The organism is Allobosea sp. BK604, from assembly GCF_004341515.1.
GTDB lineage: Bacteria > Pseudomonadota > Alphaproteobacteria > Rhizobiales > Beijerinckiaceae > Allobosea.
In genome coordinates this window covers 398019-418320 of record NZ_SLZF01000001.1, presented here as the reverse complement: position 1 = coordinate 418320, position 20302 = coordinate 398019, and the positions used below count along the sequence as shown (strand labels likewise).

The 20302-nt window shown below is 61.5% G+C and carries 19 protein-coding genes; 9 read left to right on the top strand and 10 right to left on the bottom strand.

The window, feature by feature from the left end; translation table 11 throughout:
* Positions 1–23: 23 nt before the first annotated feature.
* Entirely contained in the window at positions 24–1310 is a 1287-nt protein-coding gene (locus EV560_RS02140; RefSeq protein ID WP_165923280.1) for an FkbM family methyltransferase, read from the top strand.
* Positions 1311–1364: 54 nt separating this feature from the next.
* Positions 1365–2339: an FkbM family methyltransferase gene (locus EV560_RS02135; protein WP_131853530.1), complete on the top strand. Its 975-nt coding sequence runs from the start codon at positions 1365–1367 to the stop codon at positions 2337–2339.
* A 6-nt stretch (positions 2340–2345) separates the two neighbouring features.
* Here the strand turns inward: EV560_RS02135 and EV560_RS02130 are convergent, their stop codons facing one another.
* The 9 genes from EV560_RS02130 to EV560_RS02090 all read right to left on the bottom strand — a co-directional run bounded on the left by EV560_RS02130 (position 2346) and on the right by EV560_RS02090 (position 11514).
* Positions 2346–3344, bottom strand: a complete 999-nt coding sequence (locus EV560_RS02130) for a class I SAM-dependent methyltransferase (RefSeq protein WP_165923279.1) — start codon at positions 3342–3344, stop codon at positions 2346–2348.
* Positions 3345–3468: 124 nt separating this feature from the next.
* Complete coding sequence (locus EV560_RS36620; RefSeq protein WP_282568828.1) at positions 3469–4137, bottom strand: CatB-related O-acetyltransferase; 669 nt, start codon at positions 4135–4137, stop codon at positions 3469–3471.
* 145 nt (positions 4138–4282) lie between these two features.
* Complete coding sequence (locus EV560_RS02120; protein ID WP_248311850.1) at positions 4283–5092, bottom strand: ABC transporter ATP-binding protein; 810 nt, start codon at positions 5090–5092, stop codon at positions 4283–4285.
* Positions 5047–5865 (bottom strand): ABC transporter permease, encoded by an 819-nt coding sequence (locus EV560_RS02115; protein ID WP_165923278.1) that lies wholly within the window; start codon positions 5863–5865, stop codon positions 5047–5049. The genes EV560_RS02120 and EV560_RS02115 overlap by 46 nt, the downstream gene beginning before the upstream one ends.
* Positions 5866–6311: 446 nt before the next feature.
* Entirely contained in the window at positions 6312–7307 is a 996-nt protein-coding gene (locus EV560_RS02110) for a TRAP transporter substrate-binding protein (protein WP_131853522.1), read from the bottom strand.
* A gap of 63 nt (positions 7308–7370) precedes the next feature.
* Positions 7371–8654 carry a TRAP transporter large permease subunit gene (locus EV560_RS02105; protein WP_131853520.1) on the bottom strand — a complete coding sequence of 428 codons (1284 nt, stop codon included), beginning with the start codon at positions 8652–8654 and terminating at the stop codon, positions 7371–7373.
* The gene (locus tag EV560_RS02100) at positions 8651–9196 is read right to left on the bottom strand and encodes a TRAP transporter small permease (protein WP_131853518.1); all 546 of its coding nucleotides are present in this window, start codon (positions 9194–9196) and stop codon (positions 8651–8653) included. The genes EV560_RS02105 and EV560_RS02100 overlap by 4 nt, the downstream gene beginning before the upstream one ends.
* Positions 9193–10167, bottom strand: a complete 975-nt coding sequence (locus tag EV560_RS02095) for an amidohydrolase family protein (RefSeq protein ID WP_131853516.1) — start codon at positions 10165–10167, stop codon at positions 9193–9195. The genes EV560_RS02100 and EV560_RS02095 overlap by 4 nt, the downstream gene beginning before the upstream one ends.
* A 315-nt stretch (positions 10168–10482) precedes the next feature.
* Positions 10483–11514: an NAD-dependent epimerase gene (locus EV560_RS02090; RefSeq protein WP_131853514.1), complete on the bottom strand. Its 1032-nt coding sequence runs from the start codon at positions 11512–11514 to the stop codon at positions 10483–10485.
* Positions 11515–11891: 377 nt separating this feature from the next.
* Here EV560_RS02090 and EV560_RS02085 point away from each other — a divergent pair, with 377 nt between their 5' ends.
* From EV560_RS02085 to EV560_RS02055, 7 genes are all read left to right on the top strand, one after another.
* Positions 11892–13442, top strand: coding sequence for a tetratricopeptide repeat protein (locus EV560_RS02085; protein WP_131853512.1), 1551 nt, complete (start codon positions 11892–11894; stop codon positions 13440–13442).
* 31 nt (positions 13443–13473) lie between these two features.
* Positions 13474–14526: a class I SAM-dependent methyltransferase gene (locus EV560_RS02080; RefSeq protein WP_131853510.1), complete on the top strand. Its 1053-nt coding sequence runs from the start codon at positions 13474–13476 to the stop codon at positions 14524–14526.
* Positions 14527–14613: 87 nt separating this feature from the next.
* A complete protein-coding gene (locus tag EV560_RS02075; RefSeq protein WP_248311849.1) occupies positions 14614–15354 on the top strand; it encodes a WbqC family protein in 741 nt (246 codons plus the stop codon).
* 82 nt (positions 15355–15436) lie between these two features.
* Positions 15437–16078, top strand: coding sequence for a methyltransferase (locus tag EV560_RS02070; RefSeq protein ID WP_131853508.1), 642 nt, complete (start codon positions 15437–15439; stop codon positions 16076–16078).
* A complete protein-coding gene (locus tag EV560_RS02065) occupies positions 16075–16734 on the top strand; it encodes an acetyltransferase (RefSeq protein WP_131853506.1) in 660 nt (219 codons plus the stop codon). Before EV560_RS02070 ends, EV560_RS02065 begins: the two co-directional genes overlap by 4 nt.
* Before the next feature lie 11 nt (positions 16735–16745).
* Positions 16746–17669, top strand: coding sequence for a glycoside hydrolase family protein (locus tag EV560_RS02060; RefSeq protein ID WP_131853504.1), 924 nt, complete (start codon positions 16746–16748; stop codon positions 17667–17669).
* Positions 17670–17831: 162 nt separating this feature from the next.
* Positions 17832–19628 (top strand): hypothetical protein, encoded by a 1797-nt coding sequence (locus EV560_RS02055; protein WP_131853502.1) that lies wholly within the window; start codon positions 17832–17834, stop codon positions 19626–19628.
* A 16-nt stretch (positions 19629–19644) separates the two neighbouring features.
* Here EV560_RS02055 and EV560_RS02050 read toward each other — a convergent pair whose 3' ends face one another.
* Positions 19645–20268, bottom strand: a complete 624-nt coding sequence (locus tag EV560_RS02050; RefSeq protein ID WP_131853500.1) for a class I SAM-dependent methyltransferase — start codon at positions 20266–20268, stop codon at positions 19645–19647.
* Positions 20269–20302: the final 34 nt, after the last annotated feature.

Sequence of the window (20302 nt, the reverse complement as noted above, 5' to 3'; positions counted from 1 at the left end):
CGATGCAGTTGAGACAGCGGTTGATGAACGGCGCGCGTCGCTATCTGGGGTTGGCCAGGGCGATGGCGGGTCAACTCCAGGACATCAGCCAAGCGGTCGGACATCTGCGCGAGCGCGTCGGCGCCCTCGAAGCAGCGGTTTCCCGCCAAGATCCAAGTTTTCAGGCGCCGGCGGCCAAGCCGTTCGAAGCACCGGTCGTCTATCAGCCTGCCTGGAGTGACCCGATGAGCGAAGCCCACGCCGCCGCCAGCAGCTTCCCGATTCCGAAATTCTGGGAGCCGAATTTTTGGGAGGCGATGGTCCAGATCGCGCTCCGCGACTATTGCAGACCCGGCGACATCGCCTTCGATGTCGGAGCCAATGCCGGCGCCCTGGCGGCGATCATGTCGCGACACGTTGGGCCGCGCGGGACGGTCTGCGCCTTCGAGGCGAGCCCGCGCATCATCGACAAGACGCATTACAATCTGGTCCAGGCAGGCTGCAGCAACGTGTCGCTCTATTATCGCGCGGTCTATCACACCTCGCATGAGATCGTGACGCTCTATCCGGGCGATCACCTCAACGATTCGATCTACAACAATCTCGGCGCCGAAGGCGGTGCCAGCTACCGCGTCGAAACGCTGGCGCTCGATGATTTCGTCACCGCGACCGGCCTGATGCCGCGCATCATCAAGATGGATATTGAGGGCGCCGAACTCGACGCACTGAAGGGCGCGAAGCGGATTCTAGCCGAAGGCAAGCCCATCCTCATCCTCGAGCAGAGCCCGAACGACATGGCTTGTCACGAGTTGCTGACGGCAGCCGGCTACGTTGCGGTCGATCTGTCGAATTATCGCCGCATCCGCTCGGTGGAGGATTTCGACGCCGGCATCACTATCGCCAACATTCTTTTTGTTCACGAGAGCGAAGCGACTTCGGACCGGTATTTCAATGCAGGCGAACCTGTCGAGGTGGCACGGCTGACGCCGGAGATGTTCAACATCGCGGCTAATGGCAATGTCGCCCTGAAGGCACATCTCGAACTGCCGGCCGGCCGCTACGTCTGCCGCACCGAGTTTACGGCGGATGGGCGCGACAACGAGATCTATGCCGGTATCGATACCGATCGCGGCCGGGTGCAGCGCTATCACACCTATAGCAGGTTGATGGCGGAGACCTATCGCGACTGGGCCTTCAACATGCGCGTCGCTGGCAAGATCACGCCCTATATCGAATTCATCAGCGGAGCTGACCCCACTTTCCGCTGGAATGGCGCGGTGATCTACCGTTATGCGGGCTTCGACGGCATGCAGCCACCGGTGGTGTTCTAGATCGACTTCGACGGCCCTGGCTCCTGCCACTTCACGCCATGCGGAATCCCGAGCATGTCTGAACTGAAGCGTCTGGCCCTTTCCGTTCCGATGATCCGCTGGCTGCGTGAAGGCCCGCTTTGCGAAGCTGCGCTGCGCCGCTTCGTCGGCACCTTCGCCTTCGTGCGGCCGGGCACGCCGGACTGGCGGACGATGCCGCTGGAGCAGGCGGCGGGAATTGCGCAGGAATTGGGCTGGCGTGCGCTGGTGCGCGGCAGGCTCGACGCGATCATGGCATCGCAGACCGATGCCTGGTTCAGGGTCAAGCTGAATGGCGTGCCGATGACCCTGCCACGCTACACACTGATGACCATGCGCAACTGCATCGGCGCCAGTTCCGACCATTCCATCGAACTCATGGTCGAGACCGGCCATTCGGACCGGATGAAGGCCGAGCTGATCGACGGAGCGCTCTTCCTCGATGTGGGCGCCGCAACCGGCGCGATGACGGTGCCCTATGCCCTGTCGCTCGACAAGCAGGTGAGGCTCGTCGCCTTCGAGCCGTCGCTGCGCGCGAGGGACTATCTGGAGGCGACGCTCCAGCGCAACGGCGCCAAGGGCGTCACCGTGCTGCCCTACGCGCTCTCGGATGCAGAAGGCTCTCTCGCGTTCATGGAACTGCCCGAGGACGAGGTCGGTGATACGCCTTTCCTGCCGGAAGGCTCGCGGCTGCAAACGGCCGAGGAGCAACTATACGAGGGCGCGAAGCCCTTGACCGTCGCCGTCACCACCCTGGACAAGCTCGCGGACCAGCTCGACTATGCCAGCGCGAGCAGGATCGTCATCAAGATCGATGTCGAGGGGTTCGAGGATAAGGTCCTGCTCGGCGCGCGCGCGATGCTGGAGCGCTACAAGCCGTTCCTGTCCATCGACATCCATGAGCATCCGGGCTCGATGAAGCTCACCGACGAAGCCTGCGAGGCCATTCTGGTGCCCCTCGGGTACAGGATCGAGCGGATGGGGCATGTGATGCTGGCGCGGGCAGGGTGATCCGGCTCACGGCTTGTGCGTGAACCACATCGCTCCGCCGCCGCGCCAGCCGTCATTGAATTTGCCGAGATCGACGAACGGATTGGCGAGCTCTGCCTCGAAGGCGCCGTCGCGGCAGATATAGCCTGTCGGCATCAGCGGGTCGATGCGATGCTGGTTGCCCATCATGTAGACGGCCAGCATATAGGCCTCGTTCCAGTACCAGTTCTTGAAAAAGTTGTCGTAGTCCCAGGGCAGCGCGATGTCGTGGATATGCACGATCACGCCGGGCTTGATGCGGGGCAGGATGTCGATGAAGAACACCGTCACGTCCGAGTTCATGAAGGTGCGGTGCGAGCCGTCGAAGAACAGGATGTCGCCGGCCTCGAGTGTGTCGAAGATCGCTAGGTCGCAGGTCTCGAGCCCGTCGCGGACGATCTCGTCGCAAATGGCGTCGATCTTGGCGCGCGGCTCCGGATCGATCGAGGTGATCTTGGTGTCAAGACCGCCATCTTTGACGGCGAGCCTGGCGTAGCAGGTGGTGATGCCGGAGCCGATCTCGAGATAGCGCTTCGGCTTGTGGGTGCGCACCATCGTGTAGAGCGTCAGCCCGTCGAAGGCGCAGTAGGGCACGCCGGCCCAGGCCGGAAGAGGCAGGTTGGCTTCGCTGAATTCGAGCGGTATCCGCGCCAGTTCGGGCGCATGGGCCCGCATCTGCTGCATGAAGGCGGTGTAGTCGGCCGCATGGCCGCGAAACCAGGTATCGAGCGAGGGAATGCGCGGCTTGCTGTAGCCCCAGCGCGGCTGGAAATCGCGCGACGGCAGATACTCGATCGGCACGGCGTAGCGGGAGTAGGGGGTGCCCTCCAGCGTCTGCAGGGCCGCGCCGGATCCGGCGGCGAGCCCGACGCCGCTGCGCGCCGCGGCGAGTTCGCGCTGCGCGGCCGTCAGGTCGGCCTTGGCCTGGTCGCGCTCGTTCTGAAGTCGACGAATCTCGGGGACGGCCAAGGCCAGGGACTTCAGCAACTGACGCATCGTGCAGGCCTTTCACGCGGTCCGAGCCTCATCGGTGGTGGAGGCCGGATGCAGGATAAAGATGGTGGTGCGAGTTAATCCGCCGCGCCGACGAGCACAAGTCCAGCGCAGGGCTCTAACGTATGATCTTGATCTTCGGCGCCGCACGCCGAAGCGAACCGTCCGCCATCCCTGCTTTCAAGCGCTCGATGAACGCCGGTACCAGGGAATAATCGCGGATCGGCCCAAACGCGGCGAGATCCCAATCCCACCAGGCCAAGCGCAGCAATTCGTCGTACTGCTCCTGCGGCAACCGATGGCGCAAATGACGCGCCGGGACGCCGCCGACGATCGAATAGGGCTCGACATCCTTGGTGACGACGGCCCCGGCGGCTACCACCGCGCCGTGGCCGATCGTGACGCCACCGAGAATCATGGCGCGCGTGCCGATCCAAACGTCGTGACCGATCGTGACCCGGTCGGCCCTCATGTCGCGAGGCCCTTCAGCATGCGTGAGAGCAATTGCGTGATAATCCGGTGAATCTGACATGCCAGCCGAAACCCCGCTGGGGTCACTGGCGAAAGGATGGGTGGAGACCCAGTTCAGCGGATGGTTGCCAGGGTTGATGATGACCTCTTCGCCGATCGAGCAATATCGCCCGATCGTGGTCCAGCTCATGTCGAGCGAGCCGTTGACATAGCTGAACATGCCGATCGCGCAGTCTCCGCTGAAACGGGTGCCGCCAATGACGAACGGGATTTCCGCGACCAGACGACCGGTCGGTGGCCGCTTGCGGCCGAGCATGATGGCGATCTTCCGCCGGAGCGAAGCAAGGCTTCTGGTTCGCATAACCGTCTTTCAACTACCGCGACGCCGAACCCGCTCCTTGTCTGGATCTCAGCGGTGGGCAGCAGGATCACGTATCGGAACTATTGGTCCAGTCGCCGGATTACGCCGCCTCGGTTGCCATGTACTCGCCATAGAGCCCGAACATCTCCTCGACATCGCCGTAGCCGACGAGCTCGCCCCCCTTCAGGAACATCGCCTTGTTGCACCATTGCCGGATGATGGCTTCCGAATGCGAGGCGAGAACCAGGATTTTCGTCTGCTCTACAAAACGCTCCATGCGTGCGCGCGCCTTCGAAACGAAGGTTGCGTCGCCGGCCAGCATCCATTCGTCGAGCAGCAGGATGTCGGGTCTGATGCTGGTCGCGATCGCAAAGGCGAGCCGCAGCAACATGCCGGAGGAGTAGGTCCTGGTCGGCATGTCGAGATATTCGCCCAGCTCGGTAAAGGCAGCAATCTCGGGGGCCAAGGCCTCGATCTCTCTTGCGCTCAGGCCAAGGTAGCGGCCACGCAGGCGGATGTTCTCATGCCCGCTGATATCGTGGTTCATGCCGAGGCTCAGGTCGAGCAGCGCCATGACGCGTCCCTCGGTATAGACCGAGCCGCGGGTTGGTTCATAGATTTCAGCGATGGCGCGCAGGAGCGTGGTCTTGCCGGCGCCATTGGGGCCGATCAGCCCGACGCGGTCTCCAGCCTGCATTGCACCCGAGATATCCGACAAGGCGCGAACGACGGGTGCAGCCTTCGCATCCTGCAGGATCATACCGCCGGTGGCGCGCGCCAGCATCGTTTTCTTGAAAGATCGATGGCCGGTATGAAGGATCGGAAATTCGATCGATAATTGATCAAGCAGAACAACGGACATCATCAAATCCAGTACACGATCTGCTTGCGGGCGCGGATGAACAGCCACGCGGTCAGGCCTCCACCGACAAGCAAGCAGAAACAGGCCATTGCCAGGACTTTCGCCGTAAGTGGTTCGCCCATGAGCGGCGCGCGAGCCAGTTGAATCAGCGCATAGAAGGGATTGAGATCGACGATCCAGGACGGCGCATGCTGGGTTCGCGGGTTCCAGATGATCGGCGTGAGGAAAAAGCTGAGCTGCAGGACGCTGCCGACAATCTGCGTCACATCCCGGAAGCGGGCGCAGACAATGGCCAGCAAGAGGCCGATCCAGAACGTGTTCGCAAGCAAAAGCAGCAGGCCCGGGAAGACCAGCAGCATGTTGGCATTCAAGCTTAGCTCACAGTACCAGAAAACGCCCACATAGATCGGTAGAGTATGGAGCAGGATAATAAAGTTTCGGGCCAGAATCTGGAAGATGAAGAATGTTCGCGGCAGCTTGATCTGCTTCATGATCGAGGCGTTGTCGAGCATGCCGCGGCAGGATTCGTTTATGACGCCGGTTATAAAGGTCCAAATGAGCAGCCCGATCGCCATGAACGGCAAATAGGTTTTGACGTTGAGACCAAACAGGGTCGAATAGAGCGGCCCAAGCCCGAAAATGAACACGCCCGAGCTGATCGTCAGCCAGAACGGGCCGATAAGCGAGCCCCGGTAGCGCTGCAATATGTCGCTCCAGGCCAGGTTCATCCAGAAGCCTGTTGAGCGCAGGGAAGCCGTCAGATCGGCAATCGCCAACTGCCGTGGAGTGGGGCGGGCGCGGGGAGAAACAGCGCTATTCAAACTAGTCACCATATACGCCGAACGATGAGGCTTAGCCTAAGTGGCCGAATTCGCAGGTTCGTTCACAGGCCAGCCGATGGGCTGCCTTCAAGCACAGTACGCCGAACGCTGTCTAGGGATGCCGACATATCGCCTCGACTTCAAAGCGCTACGTCGTGGAGCACCGCACTTTGAAAATGTGGCTTGCCTATCCTCGCCGGAGGTGGTGTGCATCGGAGGCCAACGCGGCGGGCGCCGGTTTGAGACTCATGTTCTACGCGGTCGTAGTTGATCGCGATAGCGATCGCGTGGTGTGCCGGAAGTCTCCGTTTTCGCCAACTCGCGCCGCGCCTCGGTAGCAAAGTGACCTATTGAGACCATCTCGCCGAACGAGATGGCCTCAATATGCCAGTCCTGGGACTCAGGCGCGTGCTTCGCCGCAGGCGGACCTTTCGGCTCGGGTCGCTTCAGACCGAAGCCTTCTTGATCTGCTCCAGCACGTCGCCGCCGAACTTGCCGACGAATTCCTTCTCGACCTCGACCTGGACGATCTTGGCGAAGGCGTCACGGTCTGGATTCTCGACCGCCTGCATGCCGGCTTTCTTGAGGGCGTCGAGGCTGCCGGCCTCGGTATCCTCGTTCATCTGGCGCTGCTGAACGGCGCAGGCGGCCGCGACCTCGACCAGGATCTTCTGGAGATCGGCCGGGTGCGCGTCGAACTTCGTCTTGTTCATCACGACCGGGCCGGTGGTGAAGGCGTGGCGGGTCAGCGAAAGGTGCTTCTGAACCTCGTTGAACTTGGCGTTCAGGATCAGCGTGACCGGGTTCTCCTGACCGTCGACGGCGCCGGTCTCGAGCGCGGTGAAGAGTTCGGTGAAGGCCATCGGGGTCGGCACGGCGCCGAGCAGCTGGAAGGCGCGGATATGGGCCGGGTTCGGGGTGGTGCGGATCTTAAGACCCTTCAGATCAGCCGGAGCGGCGATCGGGCGCTTGCTGTTGGTCAGGTTGCGCCAGCCGATTTCCCAGGTCGAGAGCGCCTTCAGGTTCGAGCCCTCGAGATCCTTGCGCAGGCCCTCGCCGATCGGGCCGTCCATGACAGCGCCGGCATGCTTGCGGCTCTGGAACAGGAAGGGCAGGTCGAGCACGTTGAGCTTGGGGGCGAGGCCGGTGAAGAACGGGTTGCCGGTCAGGCAGATGTCGAGCGAGCCGCCGCGCACCGCGCTGATGGTCTGCGAGTCGGAGCCGAGGGCGCCGTTCGGGAAGACCTGGACCTCATACTTGCCGCCGGTGCGCTTCTTGACCTCTTCGGCGAAGATCAGCGCGGCCTTGTGCCAGCTGTCGGATTCCGGATGCGGATGGGCGAAGCGCAGGCGGGAGGCCTGGGCGAGCGCAGGGTTGCCGATCGAAAACAGCGCGATGCCGGCGCCGGCGCCCTTCAGGGCGGTTCTACGGGTCAGTGTCATCTTGTCTCTCCTAAACTTCCGGGTGAACTCAGGTCGAAGGACGGGGAGGCGCCGGCGAAACCGTCAGCGCCCATAAAAGAACTTGGCCGGGATGGTCACCAGCTCGGGAATGAAGATGAGCAGCGCCAGCACGGCGATCTGGGCGAGCAGGAAAGGCATCACCCCCTTGATCACCTTGTCCATGGAGATGTTGCCGACGGCGCAGACGACGTTCAGCACCGTGCCGACCGGTGGGGTCAGCAGGCCGATGGCGTTGTTCACGATGAACATGACACCGAAATAGACCGGGTCGATGCCGGCCTGCTTGACGATCGGCATCAGCACCGGCGTCAGGATCAGGACGGTCGGGATGAAGTCGAGCGCCGTGCCGACGACGATGACGAGCAGCATCATCGCCAGCATCAGCAACGTCTTGTTGTCGATCAGCGGGCCGAGCAGCCTGGCGACCTCGCCGGGGATGTCGGCGATGGTGATGAGCCACGCCGAGACCAGCGCCGCCGCGACCAGGAACATCACCGCGGCCGACGTCTTTAGCGCCGCGAGCATGGCCGGGCGAATATCCTCCAGCTTGAGCTCGCCATAGATGAAATAGCCAACCAGTCCGGCATAGACCGCGGCGACGACCGCTGCTTCGGTCGGCGTGAAGGCGCCGGCCTTCATGCCACCGATGATCAGGATGGGCAGGGCGAGCGCCCAGACGCCGTCGATGGCGGTCTTGGCGACCTCGCGGATGCTGGCGCGCTCGGTACGGGCGACCGGCTCGTCGCGCGCGATGACGTACCAGGTGATGACGAGCGCCAGGCCCATCAGGATGCCGGGGAAGATGCCGGCGAGGAAGAGCCTGGTGATCGAGACGCCGGCGGCGACGCCGAAGACAACGAAGCCGATCGAAGGCGGGATGACCGGGGCGATGATGCCGCCGGCAGAGATCAGGCCGCAGCAGCGGTCGAGGCGATAGCCGGCTTGCTTCATCATCGGCAGCAGGATGGCGGCGAGCGCCGCGGTGTCGGCGACGGCCGAGCCGGAGATGCTCGCCATGACCAATGCGGCGATGACGGCGACATAGCCGAGCCCGCCGCGGACATGGCCGATCAGGGAGACGGCGAGCGCGATGATGCGCTTTGACAGGCCGCCGGCATTCATCAGCTCGCCGGCAAGCATGAAGAAGGGCACCGCCATCAGCGGGAAGCTGTCGGCGCCGCTGACGAGGTTCTGTGCGAGGATCTGCGCATCGAACGTATCGAGCTCGATCATCAACGCGACGCCGCAGACGAGCAGGGCGGTGGCAATCGGCATGCCGATCGCCATGGCGCCGAGCAGCGAGCCGAGGAAGACGAAGACGGTCACTTGCTCCGCTCCTCGGCCTGCTTGGCTTCGAAGTTCGTCAGTTCCTCCGATTCCGCGCCAACCACGAGGGCGGAATCAGGCATGCGGCCGGTGACGAGGTCGAACAGCGCGATCAGGTTGAGCGCGCCGATGCCGATGCCGCAGACGAAACCTGCCGCGTAGATCACGGCGACGGGGATACCGGTCACGGGGGCGGCATTCTCGATATTGATTGCAGTTTGCGTCCAGCAGCCGATGACGACGAGCGCCATGCAGAAGAGAGACAGGCCTTCGGCCGCGAGTCGGCACCACCAGCGGCCGTTACGGCCGAGCATGGCGACAATGCTGGTCATGCCGAGATGGCCGCCATCCTTGGCGACGAGGAAGGCGCCGCCGAAGGTGAGCCAGACGAAGATCATGCGCGAGACCTCTTCCGACATGATGATGCCGGAGTTGAAGCCGTAGCGCAGGACGACATTGCCGAAGACCATCGCGATCATCACGGCGAAGCCGGCGATCAGCAGGTTCTCGACTGCCCGCAGCAGCCATGCTTGCAACGTCATGCGTGTTCTCCCGCGCCGCGGGATGGCTCGAGGCCGTACCAGCGGGCTGCATTGTCGTGAAACAGCGCGAGCCTTTCCTCAGGCTTGCGCGAGCGGGTTGCCGCCTTGAACACGTCGAAGATCGTGCCGAAGGAGGCGGTGAGGCCGTCGACGGGGAAATTGCTGGCGAAGGCGCAGCGCTCGATGCCGAAGGCGGCGATGACGCCGTCGATGACCGGCTGCTGCAGCTCCAGCGTCCAGGGTCGGCCGGGCACGCCAATGCCGGAGATCTTGGCCCGCGTATTGGGCTCGGCTGCGAGGCAGTCGAGTGCGGCGCGCCAGGCCTTGAGCGCCTCCCGGCTGCGGTCGGAAGGCAGGCCGGCATGGTTGAGGATGATCGTGGTGTCGGGGAAATCCCGCGCCAGCTCCGCGGCCTCGGCGAGATGCCACCAGAAGACCTGCAGGTCGAAATGCAGGCCGGCGGGGCCGAGCCGGGCATAGCCGTCGCGCCAGCGCTGATCCCGCATCGAGCCCTTTGCGGCGAAAGCGGCCGTATGGGCCTCGCGGCTGGTGGCCGCCGGCTTGTGGCGGACGCTGCGCACTTTGGGCATGGCGTGATAGGCCGCGACGACCTCGTCGACATCGGCGCGGTCGAGCCAGATCTGCCCGATCAGTCCGGCGGCCAGGCCGTCGGCATCGAGCCCACTCGCCCAGCGCATCTCGCCGATCGGATCCTTCGGATCCCACTCGCCTTCCATCAGCACGCTGCCGACGACGCGGTGGCCGGCCGCCGCCTGCCGGTAGTCCTGCGGCATGAAGTTGCGGCACAGCGCCGAATAATCGCCGTAGCGGAACGTGCTCAGCCGATGGTCGCTGAGCCAGGGATGATAATTGTGGTCGAGGTCGAAGAAATGATGGTGGGCGTCGATGATCGGCAGGTCGGCATCGTCACCCGACGCAAGGAAGCGCGCGCGCTGTTCAGCTGACACCATGGCGACCGAACCCGGCCTAGCCTGCCGACCGCGCCAGCAAGGCGGACCCGGCAACAGTGATGGAGAGCGAGCGAGCGGCTAAGCGATCTATGCGCCACAAGCGTGCAGCGGGGCACGACATCGCAATCTCCTGGCGTTCCTCAAAGGCTTCCGTGGTGCGGTTACGTTGCGCCACCTTATTTTTTTGTATGCTGCATACTGCACATCGGACATCGCGAGTCAAACTCCGGCCGCGCCAAATCGGCGCCGCCGACAGGGAGATGAGGCGGCGCTGGACGCGGGCGATGTCGCTGGTTTGAAGCTGTGCCGGGTCGCTCAGCCGGCCACGCCGTAGAACTCGCGATACCAGGCGACGAAGCGGGCGATGCCCAGCTCGATCGGGGTATCCGGCCGGAAATCGGCGCGCGCGGCGAGGTCGCGGACATCGGCATAGGTCGCCGGCACGTCGCCGGGCTGCATCGGCAGATGCCGCTTGACCGCGTTCTTGCCGCAAGCCTGCTCGATCACGGAAATAAAACGGTCGAGCCCGACCGGCGTGTGATTGCCGATATTGTAGATGCGGAAGGGCGCTGCCGCCGAAGCCGGATCGGGCGAGGTCGTGTCGAAATCAGGATTTGGTGCCGGCGGCAGGGAAGCAAGGCGCACGATCGCCTCGCTGACATCGTCGATATAGGTGAAGTCGCGGCTCATCCCGGCCTCGGCATAGACATCGATCGGCCGGCCTTCGAGGATCGCCTTGGTGAACTTGAAATAGGCCATGTCCGGCCGACCCCAGGGGCCATAGACCGTGAAGAAGCGCAGGGCTGTCGCCGGTATGCCGTAGAGGTGGGCATAGGAATGGGCCATCAGCTCGTTGGCCCGTTTGGTCGCGGCGTAGAGCGAGACCGGGTGGTCGGCGCTGTCGTGCTCGCTGAACGGGACCTTGGCATTGGCGCCATAGACCGAGCTCGACGAGGCATAGATGAGATGGCTGACCGGATGCTGTCGGCAGGCCTCCAGCACCGAGAGAAAGCCGTCGAGGTTGGCATGGGCATAGGCGCGCGGATTGTCGAGCGAGTAACGCACGCCCGCCTGCGCTGCGAGATGGATCACCGCGTCAGGCTTGTAGGCCGCAAAGCTGGCTTGCAGCGCGTCGTAATCGGCGATGTCGATCGGTTCGAATGAAAAGCCGTTGCGCGGCAGCAGCTGGTCGAGCCGGGCCTGTTTCAGCGCGGGGTCATAATACGGCGTTAAATTATCGATTCCGAGGACCTGGATACCTTGATTCAGAAGAGATTCGGTGACGTGGAAACCGATAAAACCAGCCGCGCCCGTGACGAGCGCGCGTCGGGCCGGGGCATTCGTCATGGCAGATGGCGCTGTCGAGGGAGGGTAGAAAACGACCATGTATGAACCGCCGCCAGTGAGTACATCAATGTGCCTTTCTCGATAAAAGCGGTTTTATCCGATTCCACGCTTTCGAGGCCTATAAGATATTGTTGACTGGCTTCACAGGTAGCTCGCAGCGCATAAATGGTTGGTGGGGCTGAGTGAGCACGTGCTTTTTTCACAACGTGATAGCGGTGAAAATGGATTGTGTTGACCGATCCCACCGAGCAGGGCACTCATTGCGCAAAACTGAGCGAGCTGCAGGCCGAGTGCGTCAGTAGGAGCCTCCTGCGTACCGTTTCAGCAGGTTGAGTTTCGGTAATCGCATTGGGTGTTTCACTGGGGATCGTTCAGTGGTGAGTTTTTTTAAGTATAAATCCGATACTAAAATAAGCGGCGAGGAGATAAGAATAGCGATATCATCGATTACGGCTGAGGGCGGTGATCGTATTTATGAAAATTATAGAGAATTTAGTGATAAATTTAGTTTTCTCCTGTCGATTGACCCTGGAGATATCGATCAAATAGACGTTTATCACGGCGCGTTGAAGCACGCATTTGACTACTATTACTGGAAGTGGGATCGCCGTGCCGTTGAGCATCACCGTGTTCTTGGTAGAGCGATTGAAAAGTGGCTCGCTGCAAGCGGAAATAATATTGGCCTTGTTTGCGATCTAATTGATTTTTTCTTCTTCGTGGTGTGGTGCTTCGGCGACAGCAACACTAAGCAGTGCGAGTTCGCTGTTGGGCCTATGCGAGCAGCGTCTGCTGCTTTGTCGCGGTCGGGGCGGATTCGTTTACTCCCCTCCCTGCCCAAACATGGTCCCGCCACGAAGATCGTCTGGCTCGCCATGTTCGCGGACAGCGGCAATCCGATGAGTACCGCGCTTCAGCATTTTGCCAAGGCGCTCGAGGGATCGGGTCACAAACTCAGTGTTTATGCCTGGCGCTTCCATGACGAGGCTTTCGCAACCCGATTGCGGGAGATGGGTGGTGATTGCTGCGTCTTGGCTCGGGACACGCCTGCCGAAGCACTTGCGGCGATCGAGGGGCAACTTGCGATCGACAAGCCGCACGTGATCATTTCGGACATGAATAATGCAATTCCAACGGTTCTGTTTTCGCGCCGTGTCGCTCCAGTTCAAATCTTTCTGCAAGCGGGCATGCCCGCTTGGCCAATTCGAAATCTCGACGCGGTTTTCAACAGTTTCGGAATTGCCCCGGAGATCGCGGGCTGGGGCAATGCCAGAATGCTTGATTTCAATCCTCCCTGGGATCTGTCGACGCTAAATCAGGCCAGGTCTCCGGATCTCATCGCGCAAAGCCGGGCACGGCTTCCGGACGCTACGAAGTTGATCGGGAGCTACGGTCGACTGGTAAAGGTCACTCGTCCCTATCTCGAGGCGGCTGAGCGCATCCTGCAAAGCTGTCCGGATGCGGCTTTGATCATTGGCGGCACGGGAGACGATAGCGACATCAGGGCTTTCATCGCGGCCAGCGCGGTCGGTGGCCGCATGCACGTCGAAACGGGTTGGGTCGATGGCCATGTCTGGGGCCGGCTGATCGATGTATTCCTCGACACTTGGCCCGTGACGGGGGGCGAATCGAGCCGCGAGATGATTGCGAAGGGGCGCCCGGTGGTGACGCTTCACAGTGAGGAGATGCCCGCCATCGTCGCGCAGCGGGATTCGTCTCTGGTTGCTGCGAACTGGGACGAATTCTGCGAGATCGCCACGCGACTTCTGAATGATAGGGCTGAGTATGAGGGCGCCTGCAGGCGTTCACAGGCACTGGCCGAGCGGATGAGCGATACAAAAGCCTTTGCCAAAAAAATCATAGCAGATATTTCCACCGTCGTTGCCGACGCTCGGCGACGGCCTATCGGGTTCCGATTTTTCGGGCGTTGAATCGAAGAGTGAAGTGAGAGCGGTCCTTAGTATGGCAGCCTTTTCCGATGGCCGAGACGACTTCGATGCAGCCCTCATTCCCGGCATGCGGACGCGGCTCGAAGAGGGATATCGCCGCTTTCGCGCGGCGGAGCGAGTTGCCATGGCTCAGAATGCGCCGCCCGCTGCCGGCGGGCTGACCGGAAACTACTTCGAACGCAATTGTCCGAATTGTGCTGCGCCTGCGCCTGGAGAGGCTGCTCTGCAGGCGCACGGTCTTGACGTCATCAATTGCCCCTCATGCCGGATGACCTATACCCGCCAGGTCATGGATGAGGCCGCCGATGCGGTCCGGTACCAGGCGTCCGAAATTGACGACGAAGCCATGAATCTGCACTCGCTCGGTGCCTTCCTTGAGCTCGAATCGACCCGCGCGCGCTATTACCTCGACCGGATCGGCGGGCTGAATCCGCAAATGGGCTCCATGCTCGAGATTGGCTGCGGATCGGGCACATTCATCGTTGAGGCAGGGAAGCGCGGTTGGGATACCCTCGGCATAGAACCGAGCACTGCGGCTGCCGCTCTGGCGCGGCGGCGTGGCGCGAAGGTTGTCGAGGGCTACTTTCCGCGCGACGTCCCGGCGGATCGTCGCCTGTTCCAAACGATAGCGGTTCTCGACGTTCTTGAACATTTTGCCTATCCGCGTCGCTTGTTGGCAGCGGTTAGGGACTACCTTGAGCCAGGCGGACGCCTTTTCATTCAAGTTCCCAATTGGGACAGCCTTTTGGTTCAATTGGAGGGCGCGACCAGCAGCACGGTTTGCCCTGGACATTGGTCGTACTTCACCCCGCAGACGCTGGCCGACATGCTGGCTCGCGAGGGCTATCGGGCCGTGTTCGTCGAGACCGTCGTGAGCGAACTCGACCGTGTCGCCCATTTTTCCAAGGCCGAACAACTGGCGACGATCAAGCGACTGCGTCCCTCTGCCGAAGTGACACCGCCGGCTGGTGGCAGCAATTTTATGACAGAAGTGGTTCTCACGCCTGCTCAGCTCCACGGCCTGAAACTCGGGTACAAGTTGATTGGGCTCTTTGAGCGGTCTTGAGCGAGGGGGGCGGCGTTGCGTCTGCCGGTCCAACGCTGAGGGCCGCTCGGGCATGAGCAGAGTTTTCCAGGCACGAGGTGGCAGGCAATGTCGATGAAGCGAGTCGCGATTATTCAGTCATGTTACATACCCTGGATCGGGTTTTTCGACATGATAGGACGATGCGACGAGTATATCATTTTCGATCAGGTTCAGTTTGTGAAGCGCCATTGGCATAATCGCAACAAGATCAAAACTCCGAGGGGTGCGGAGTGGTTGACGGTCCCGGTCATTTCGAAATCGCGATCAGATCAACCGATCGAGGAAGTCGAGATTTCCGAGCCTTGGGCCGAGCGGCATTGGCGTTCGATTGCGGTAAACTATCAGAAGGCTCCGTTTTTCGCAGCCGAAAAGGAAAAGGTGCGCGGCTGGTTCGATGCCGTTGACGGCATGAAGCGGCTTACCGAAGTCAATACCTTCCTGCTCAAGGAGTTGGTTGGCTATCTCGGGCTGAGCGTAAGCGTCGTCAGCGATCGGATCTACCAAGCTGACGGGCGTAGCAGTGAGCGCCTCCTCAATCTCTGCCGGGCGGCGGGCGCGACACACTACGTGAGCGGGCCGAGTGCGAAGAGCTACCTCGACGAGACTCTCTTCGAGCAGGCCGGTGTTACGGTAGAATGGATGAACTATGGCCCGTACGAGTCCTATCCACAACTGCACGGCGAATTCGATATTGCGGTTACGATTTTGGACCAGATTTTCAATCGCGGTCCGGACCTTTTGAAAAGCCCGAGCATCCGGTCGGGTGGCTTCAACACTGAGCGATTAGTTGGCTCGATGACAAACTAGTGCGGGATGCGGGAAAATGGTTCCGCATTTCCGCATCGTGCTCTAGACGTTTAAAGCCGTGCATCAGCGAATGGAATACGCAATGTCCGATCCTGTCTCTGCTCAGATTCTCTCGGAGGTCGGACAGTACTACACGAACAAGCTGCGCACATTCGGCGCGACACCCAATGGAGTCGACTGGCGGGATGAGGCCAGCCAGCATCAGCGCTTCGCACAATTGCTGCGTCAACTCGATCGCTCTCAACCTGTGTCGATCGTCGAAATCGGTTGCGGCTATGGTGCTTTGGTGGAGTATCTTCGTCTGAGCGGCCTACAGTTCAGCTATGTGGGCTGTGACATCTCGCCCGATATGGTCGCTGCGGCTGAGGCCGCCTATGCGGACGACCCTGCCGTCTCCTTTACCCTTGGCACGGAAGCAGCCGAGCCTGCGGATTACGTTTTGGCGAGCGGGATTTTTAATGTCCGTTTCGGGTATGACGATGCAGTGTGGACCGATTTCGTCCATTCGACGCTTGACGCGATGGCTGCGAAGGCGCGACGCGGCTTCGCATTCAACGCGCTGACAGGGTTCTCGGACGCTGATCGGAAGGAAGCCCGGCTCTGGTATCCCGATCCCGGCCAATTGTTTAATCACTGTGTCGCACGCTATGGACGCAATGTTGTTTTGATGCATGATTATCCGCTTTACGAGTTCACGATCTCTGTAACGACGGCCAAGCTATGAAACCGCTTATCATCTTCGGCGCCGGCGATATCGCTGAACTGGCCGATTTCTATTTCCGCCGTACGCTGGACCGCGAGGTCGCGGCGTTCGTCGTCGATGCGGCCTTTCTTAAGGGAGACACGTTGCATGGTCGTCCGCTGATCGCGCTTGAAGAGGTCGCAAAGGCTTTTCCGGCTGATGGGCACGAGGCATTCGTTGCCGTCTCCTACGCGAAGATGAATCGCCTGAGAGCCGACAAGGCGGCCGCCTTTCGCGAGGCCGGCTATCGGCTTGCGAGCTATGTCAGCCCGAAAGCCACTGTGCTGACCGAGACGATTGGCGAGAATTGCTTCATTCTCGAGGATAATACGCTGCAACCGTTTTGCCGGATCGGCGACAATGTCACCCTCTGGAGCGGCAACCATATCGGCCACCATTCGGTCATCGAAGACAATGTCTTCATCTCGTCGCACGTCGTTGTGTCGGGTGGCGTGACCATTGGCGCCAATAGCTTCATCGGCGTGAACTGCACCATCGTGGACCATATTGCGATCGCGCCGTTCACCCTGCTGGGGGCCGGTTGCATCGTTCAGGCGAATACCGACCCCGAGGGCGTATATTCTCCGGTAGCGACGATCGAGAAGCGCAAGGTGCCGTCGACACGTTTAAAAATCTGAACGGGGCGGCGATGGCTCAGATCTGGCGACCACTGGGGCGTGTGGTTGCTCCTATCTCGAACGGCTCCTGGTGGCATTCCCATGCGTCCTACCCAACGCCGCTGGCGCGCGACGATGGCAGCGTGAGGGTGTTCTTTTCGGTTCGGGACGCGGCGAGCCGATCGTGCCTTGCGAGCGTGGATATCGCTCTCGACGGTGCCGAGTTCTCCGTGCAGGGCGCGGTTCGCGGCCCGCTCTTCACCCCGGGCGCACGCGGCGCCTTTGACGGCGACGGGGTCACGGTGACCAGCATCGTGCCGGATGGCGATCGCCTGCTTGCCTATTACTTGGGCTGGATGGTTGGCGCATCGGTGCCTTTCTCGAACTTTATTGGCCTTGCCGTCGGGGACGCCGAGGGGGAGCGCTTCGAGCGCGCGAGCGTGGTTCCCGTGATCGGGCGCACGCCCGCAACTCCCCTGACCCTGGGATACCCTTGGGTGCTGCGGAACGACCAAAGCTGGCGCATGTGGTTCGGCAGCCATTTGTGCTGGGGCGCGCAAGGCCTTGAGATGGTTCACGTCATTCAGCAGGCGACCTCGCCGGATGGCCGTGTCTGGTCGCCGCAGGACCGCATCGTGATTCCGCTGGCCGGCGAGAACGACCCGGCCGAGTTCGCCGTGTCTCGCCCCGCCGTCCTTCGCGAAGAGGATGGAACGTTCTCGATGTGGTATGCCAGGCGCAGGCCTGGCTACGAACTCGGCTTCGCTGCTTCGGCCGATGGTCTGCACTGGCAGCGAAGCGATGACAATGTCAGATTTGCCGGCGCGGCAGGGGATTGGGAGGATGCTGAACGCACCTATCCGGCCGTCTTCGATCATCACGGGCGGCGCTATATGCTCTACAACGGCAACGGCTATGGCCGTACTGGCTTCGGAATTGCCCTGCTGGAGCGCTGAGTGGACACTAGATGATCCAGCCTCCCGTGCTTCAACTTCGACGAACACACTTGTTGTTGCGCTCGCCAGTCTCTAAGGCGTTTGCAATGCCCGGGTGCTTCCGTCGGTCAGGGGATGCTCGGATGGTCTTGTTCCTGGATGTGATTTTGGCGAGATAAGCTATTGATTGCGGATACCAAAAGAACACTGCAGGATTCGGCTTTGCTACCCATGCTCGCTGTATTCTGTATTACCATAGCCGTCATTTTGTTTGCTCCAGTACAGATTTTTCCGCCGCCGGGTTGGGTCGATCCGGCGATGTATATCGGCTATTTTCTGGACTATCGGAATCTTCTGGCTGAATTCGGCCAGAGCTACCACTCGGCGAGGTTGCCCTTCGTTTTGACCGGCAGCTTTCTCTATGGAGTTTTTGCGCCGCGTATCGCGGGCGAGCTGTTGGTTATCCTATTCTCCTGCCTTGCGATGGCGGGTTTCTATGGGGTCGTCGCCAAATTTCATGGCCGCCTTCCCGCGATTTTCATCTGTTGCTGGCTGGCGCTCAATCCGCTCTGGATCGCCACTATGGCGCGTGGCTACGTTGACGGTCCCGCCATGTCTTTCGTTTTATTGGCTCTCGCCCTCATGGCGTCGGCGGGGGGGACACGTACCTGGAGGTTTATCGCCGCCGGCGCCCTGATCGCGCTTGGTGCTGCGACGCATCCGATCACTGTGCTGCTTTCCGGATGTGGGGTGCTGGCGCTGCTCGCGATGTCGTGGCGGTCATGGCGGGACTCAGGGATCGCGATCCTCGCATTGGGCGCGGGCTTCACCCTGGCGCTCGCGGCGCTGGGTTTCGTCAGCCTCGCGTTGGGCGGGAAATTCCTGTTCGTCCTGGCTGACCAAAATGCGATCACGCGCTCGTTCAAGGGGTTCGGCTCGAATTACCAGCTCCGCTGGGGCGAATGGGTGCCGATGAACTACCGGGTCCTTGGGCCGGTCTTCGCGCTTATCGTCGCGGGCGCGACGATTCTCCATACCCGCCGCCTCGGAGGAACGCCGCAGGCAACTTGGCTCGGCCTCGCGCTGTTGCTCGGCCCGGTCGCATTCCTGCTCTATTGGGATTTCGTCATCGGGGGCGCGGCGCTTCAATCATCGTTCTACACCGGCTACCTTTTGCCGGGACAAGCGCTCATTCTCGCAGGCGCTGCCAGCGTTGTGACGCGGTTCGATCCGGAACAGAAGTCCTCCTCATGGAAGGCGATCATTCTCCTGCTTGGTGGCGGCGCGCTTCTGGCGATCAGCCTCGCCCCGCATTTGTGGAATCTCGAGGCCTCCGTCGTCCAATACCGCTACAAGTGGCTCTTTCTCTTCAGCAGCCTGGCTCTGCTGCTGGGGGCCCTCTTCATGTTGCGCTGGCGCCCGGCTCTCGCTGGGCTGGGTCTTCTATTCATCCTGCTTGCCGTCGTGAACAGCGACACGCGCCGCATCTTCCGGCCGGCTGGAGCCCCTGATTTCGGCGCCTATCTCACGACGACTGCTCGCGTCAGCAGCTTCGTCAAGGGGCTAGGGTTGGGCGACCGGCGGCTCCTGTTCTGGTTCGACCGCGAAAGCTATTCCGACACCAGTCCACATCTCGCCTTCTGGACGGATTATTCGCTGCGTTTCGGGACGACGATCCTGCGCCTGAATTACTGGGACAGCCTGGCCTCCGCCTGGTTGTGGGACAGTTCCATGCTGGGGGCAGAGATGCCCAGTTTCGACGCCCACGCAGGCAATATGCTGCAGGCTTCTGCGTCTCCAACTTCGGTCGCGCTTCTGTGCCGGGTCGCAATTGAATGTGATGCGGGGCGCGATAGGCTGGAGCAGCGGGGCTATCGATTGCAGCTGCGCGGCCTCACGCCAGTCGAAGAGCCCGGGATCTCCCCGTTCTTCATTCGCGTCTACGATCTCGACGGCCCCCAGCCCGGGGCGCAGAGCTGATCGGCCGCTGCTCGGGTCAGCCGAGTCGATGCTCCATGAAGCAATGCGTATAGGGAAAACGTAGGTAGTCGTGGTGGATGAAGGTCTCCACCTGCGGGAAGATGCTGCGCGACAGCATGGCATAGCCCATCTCGTCGCGCACGTTGCGGCCGGAATCGTTGCGGATGAGAAAGCGCGCGATGGCCGGCTGGTTCTCGATGAAGACCGGGTCGACTGTCAGGAAGCGGCCGTTCGGCCCGATCACTGAGCGGACCAGCTTCAGCAGCGACCTGACCTCGTCATCCTCAAGATGATGCAGCAGTCCGAGCGCGAGCACGAGGTCATAGGGTTCGGCGCTGAGGCTGGCAGCAGCGCTGAAATCGCCAGCGTGAAACAGCCCGGCCTCGCCATGGCTGGCCTTGGCCTTGGCGATATGGCGTGGATTATGGTCGATGCCGACATAGCGCACATCGCTCGGCAGGTCGGGCAGGATGGCGGCGCTGCCGCAGCCGAGATCGAGGATGCGACTACCCGGCTCCGGCCTGATGAATTCCCGGACCAAGCGCTTGCGGCCCTTCGCGGCGCCGAGCGCGTCCTGGAACGCGGCATAGAATTTCGGCATTCCGACAAGGCGATAGATACCGCTCGTCCATTCCGCCATGGCCGTTCTCCCAAGGACGCCGCCAAGCCGGCTG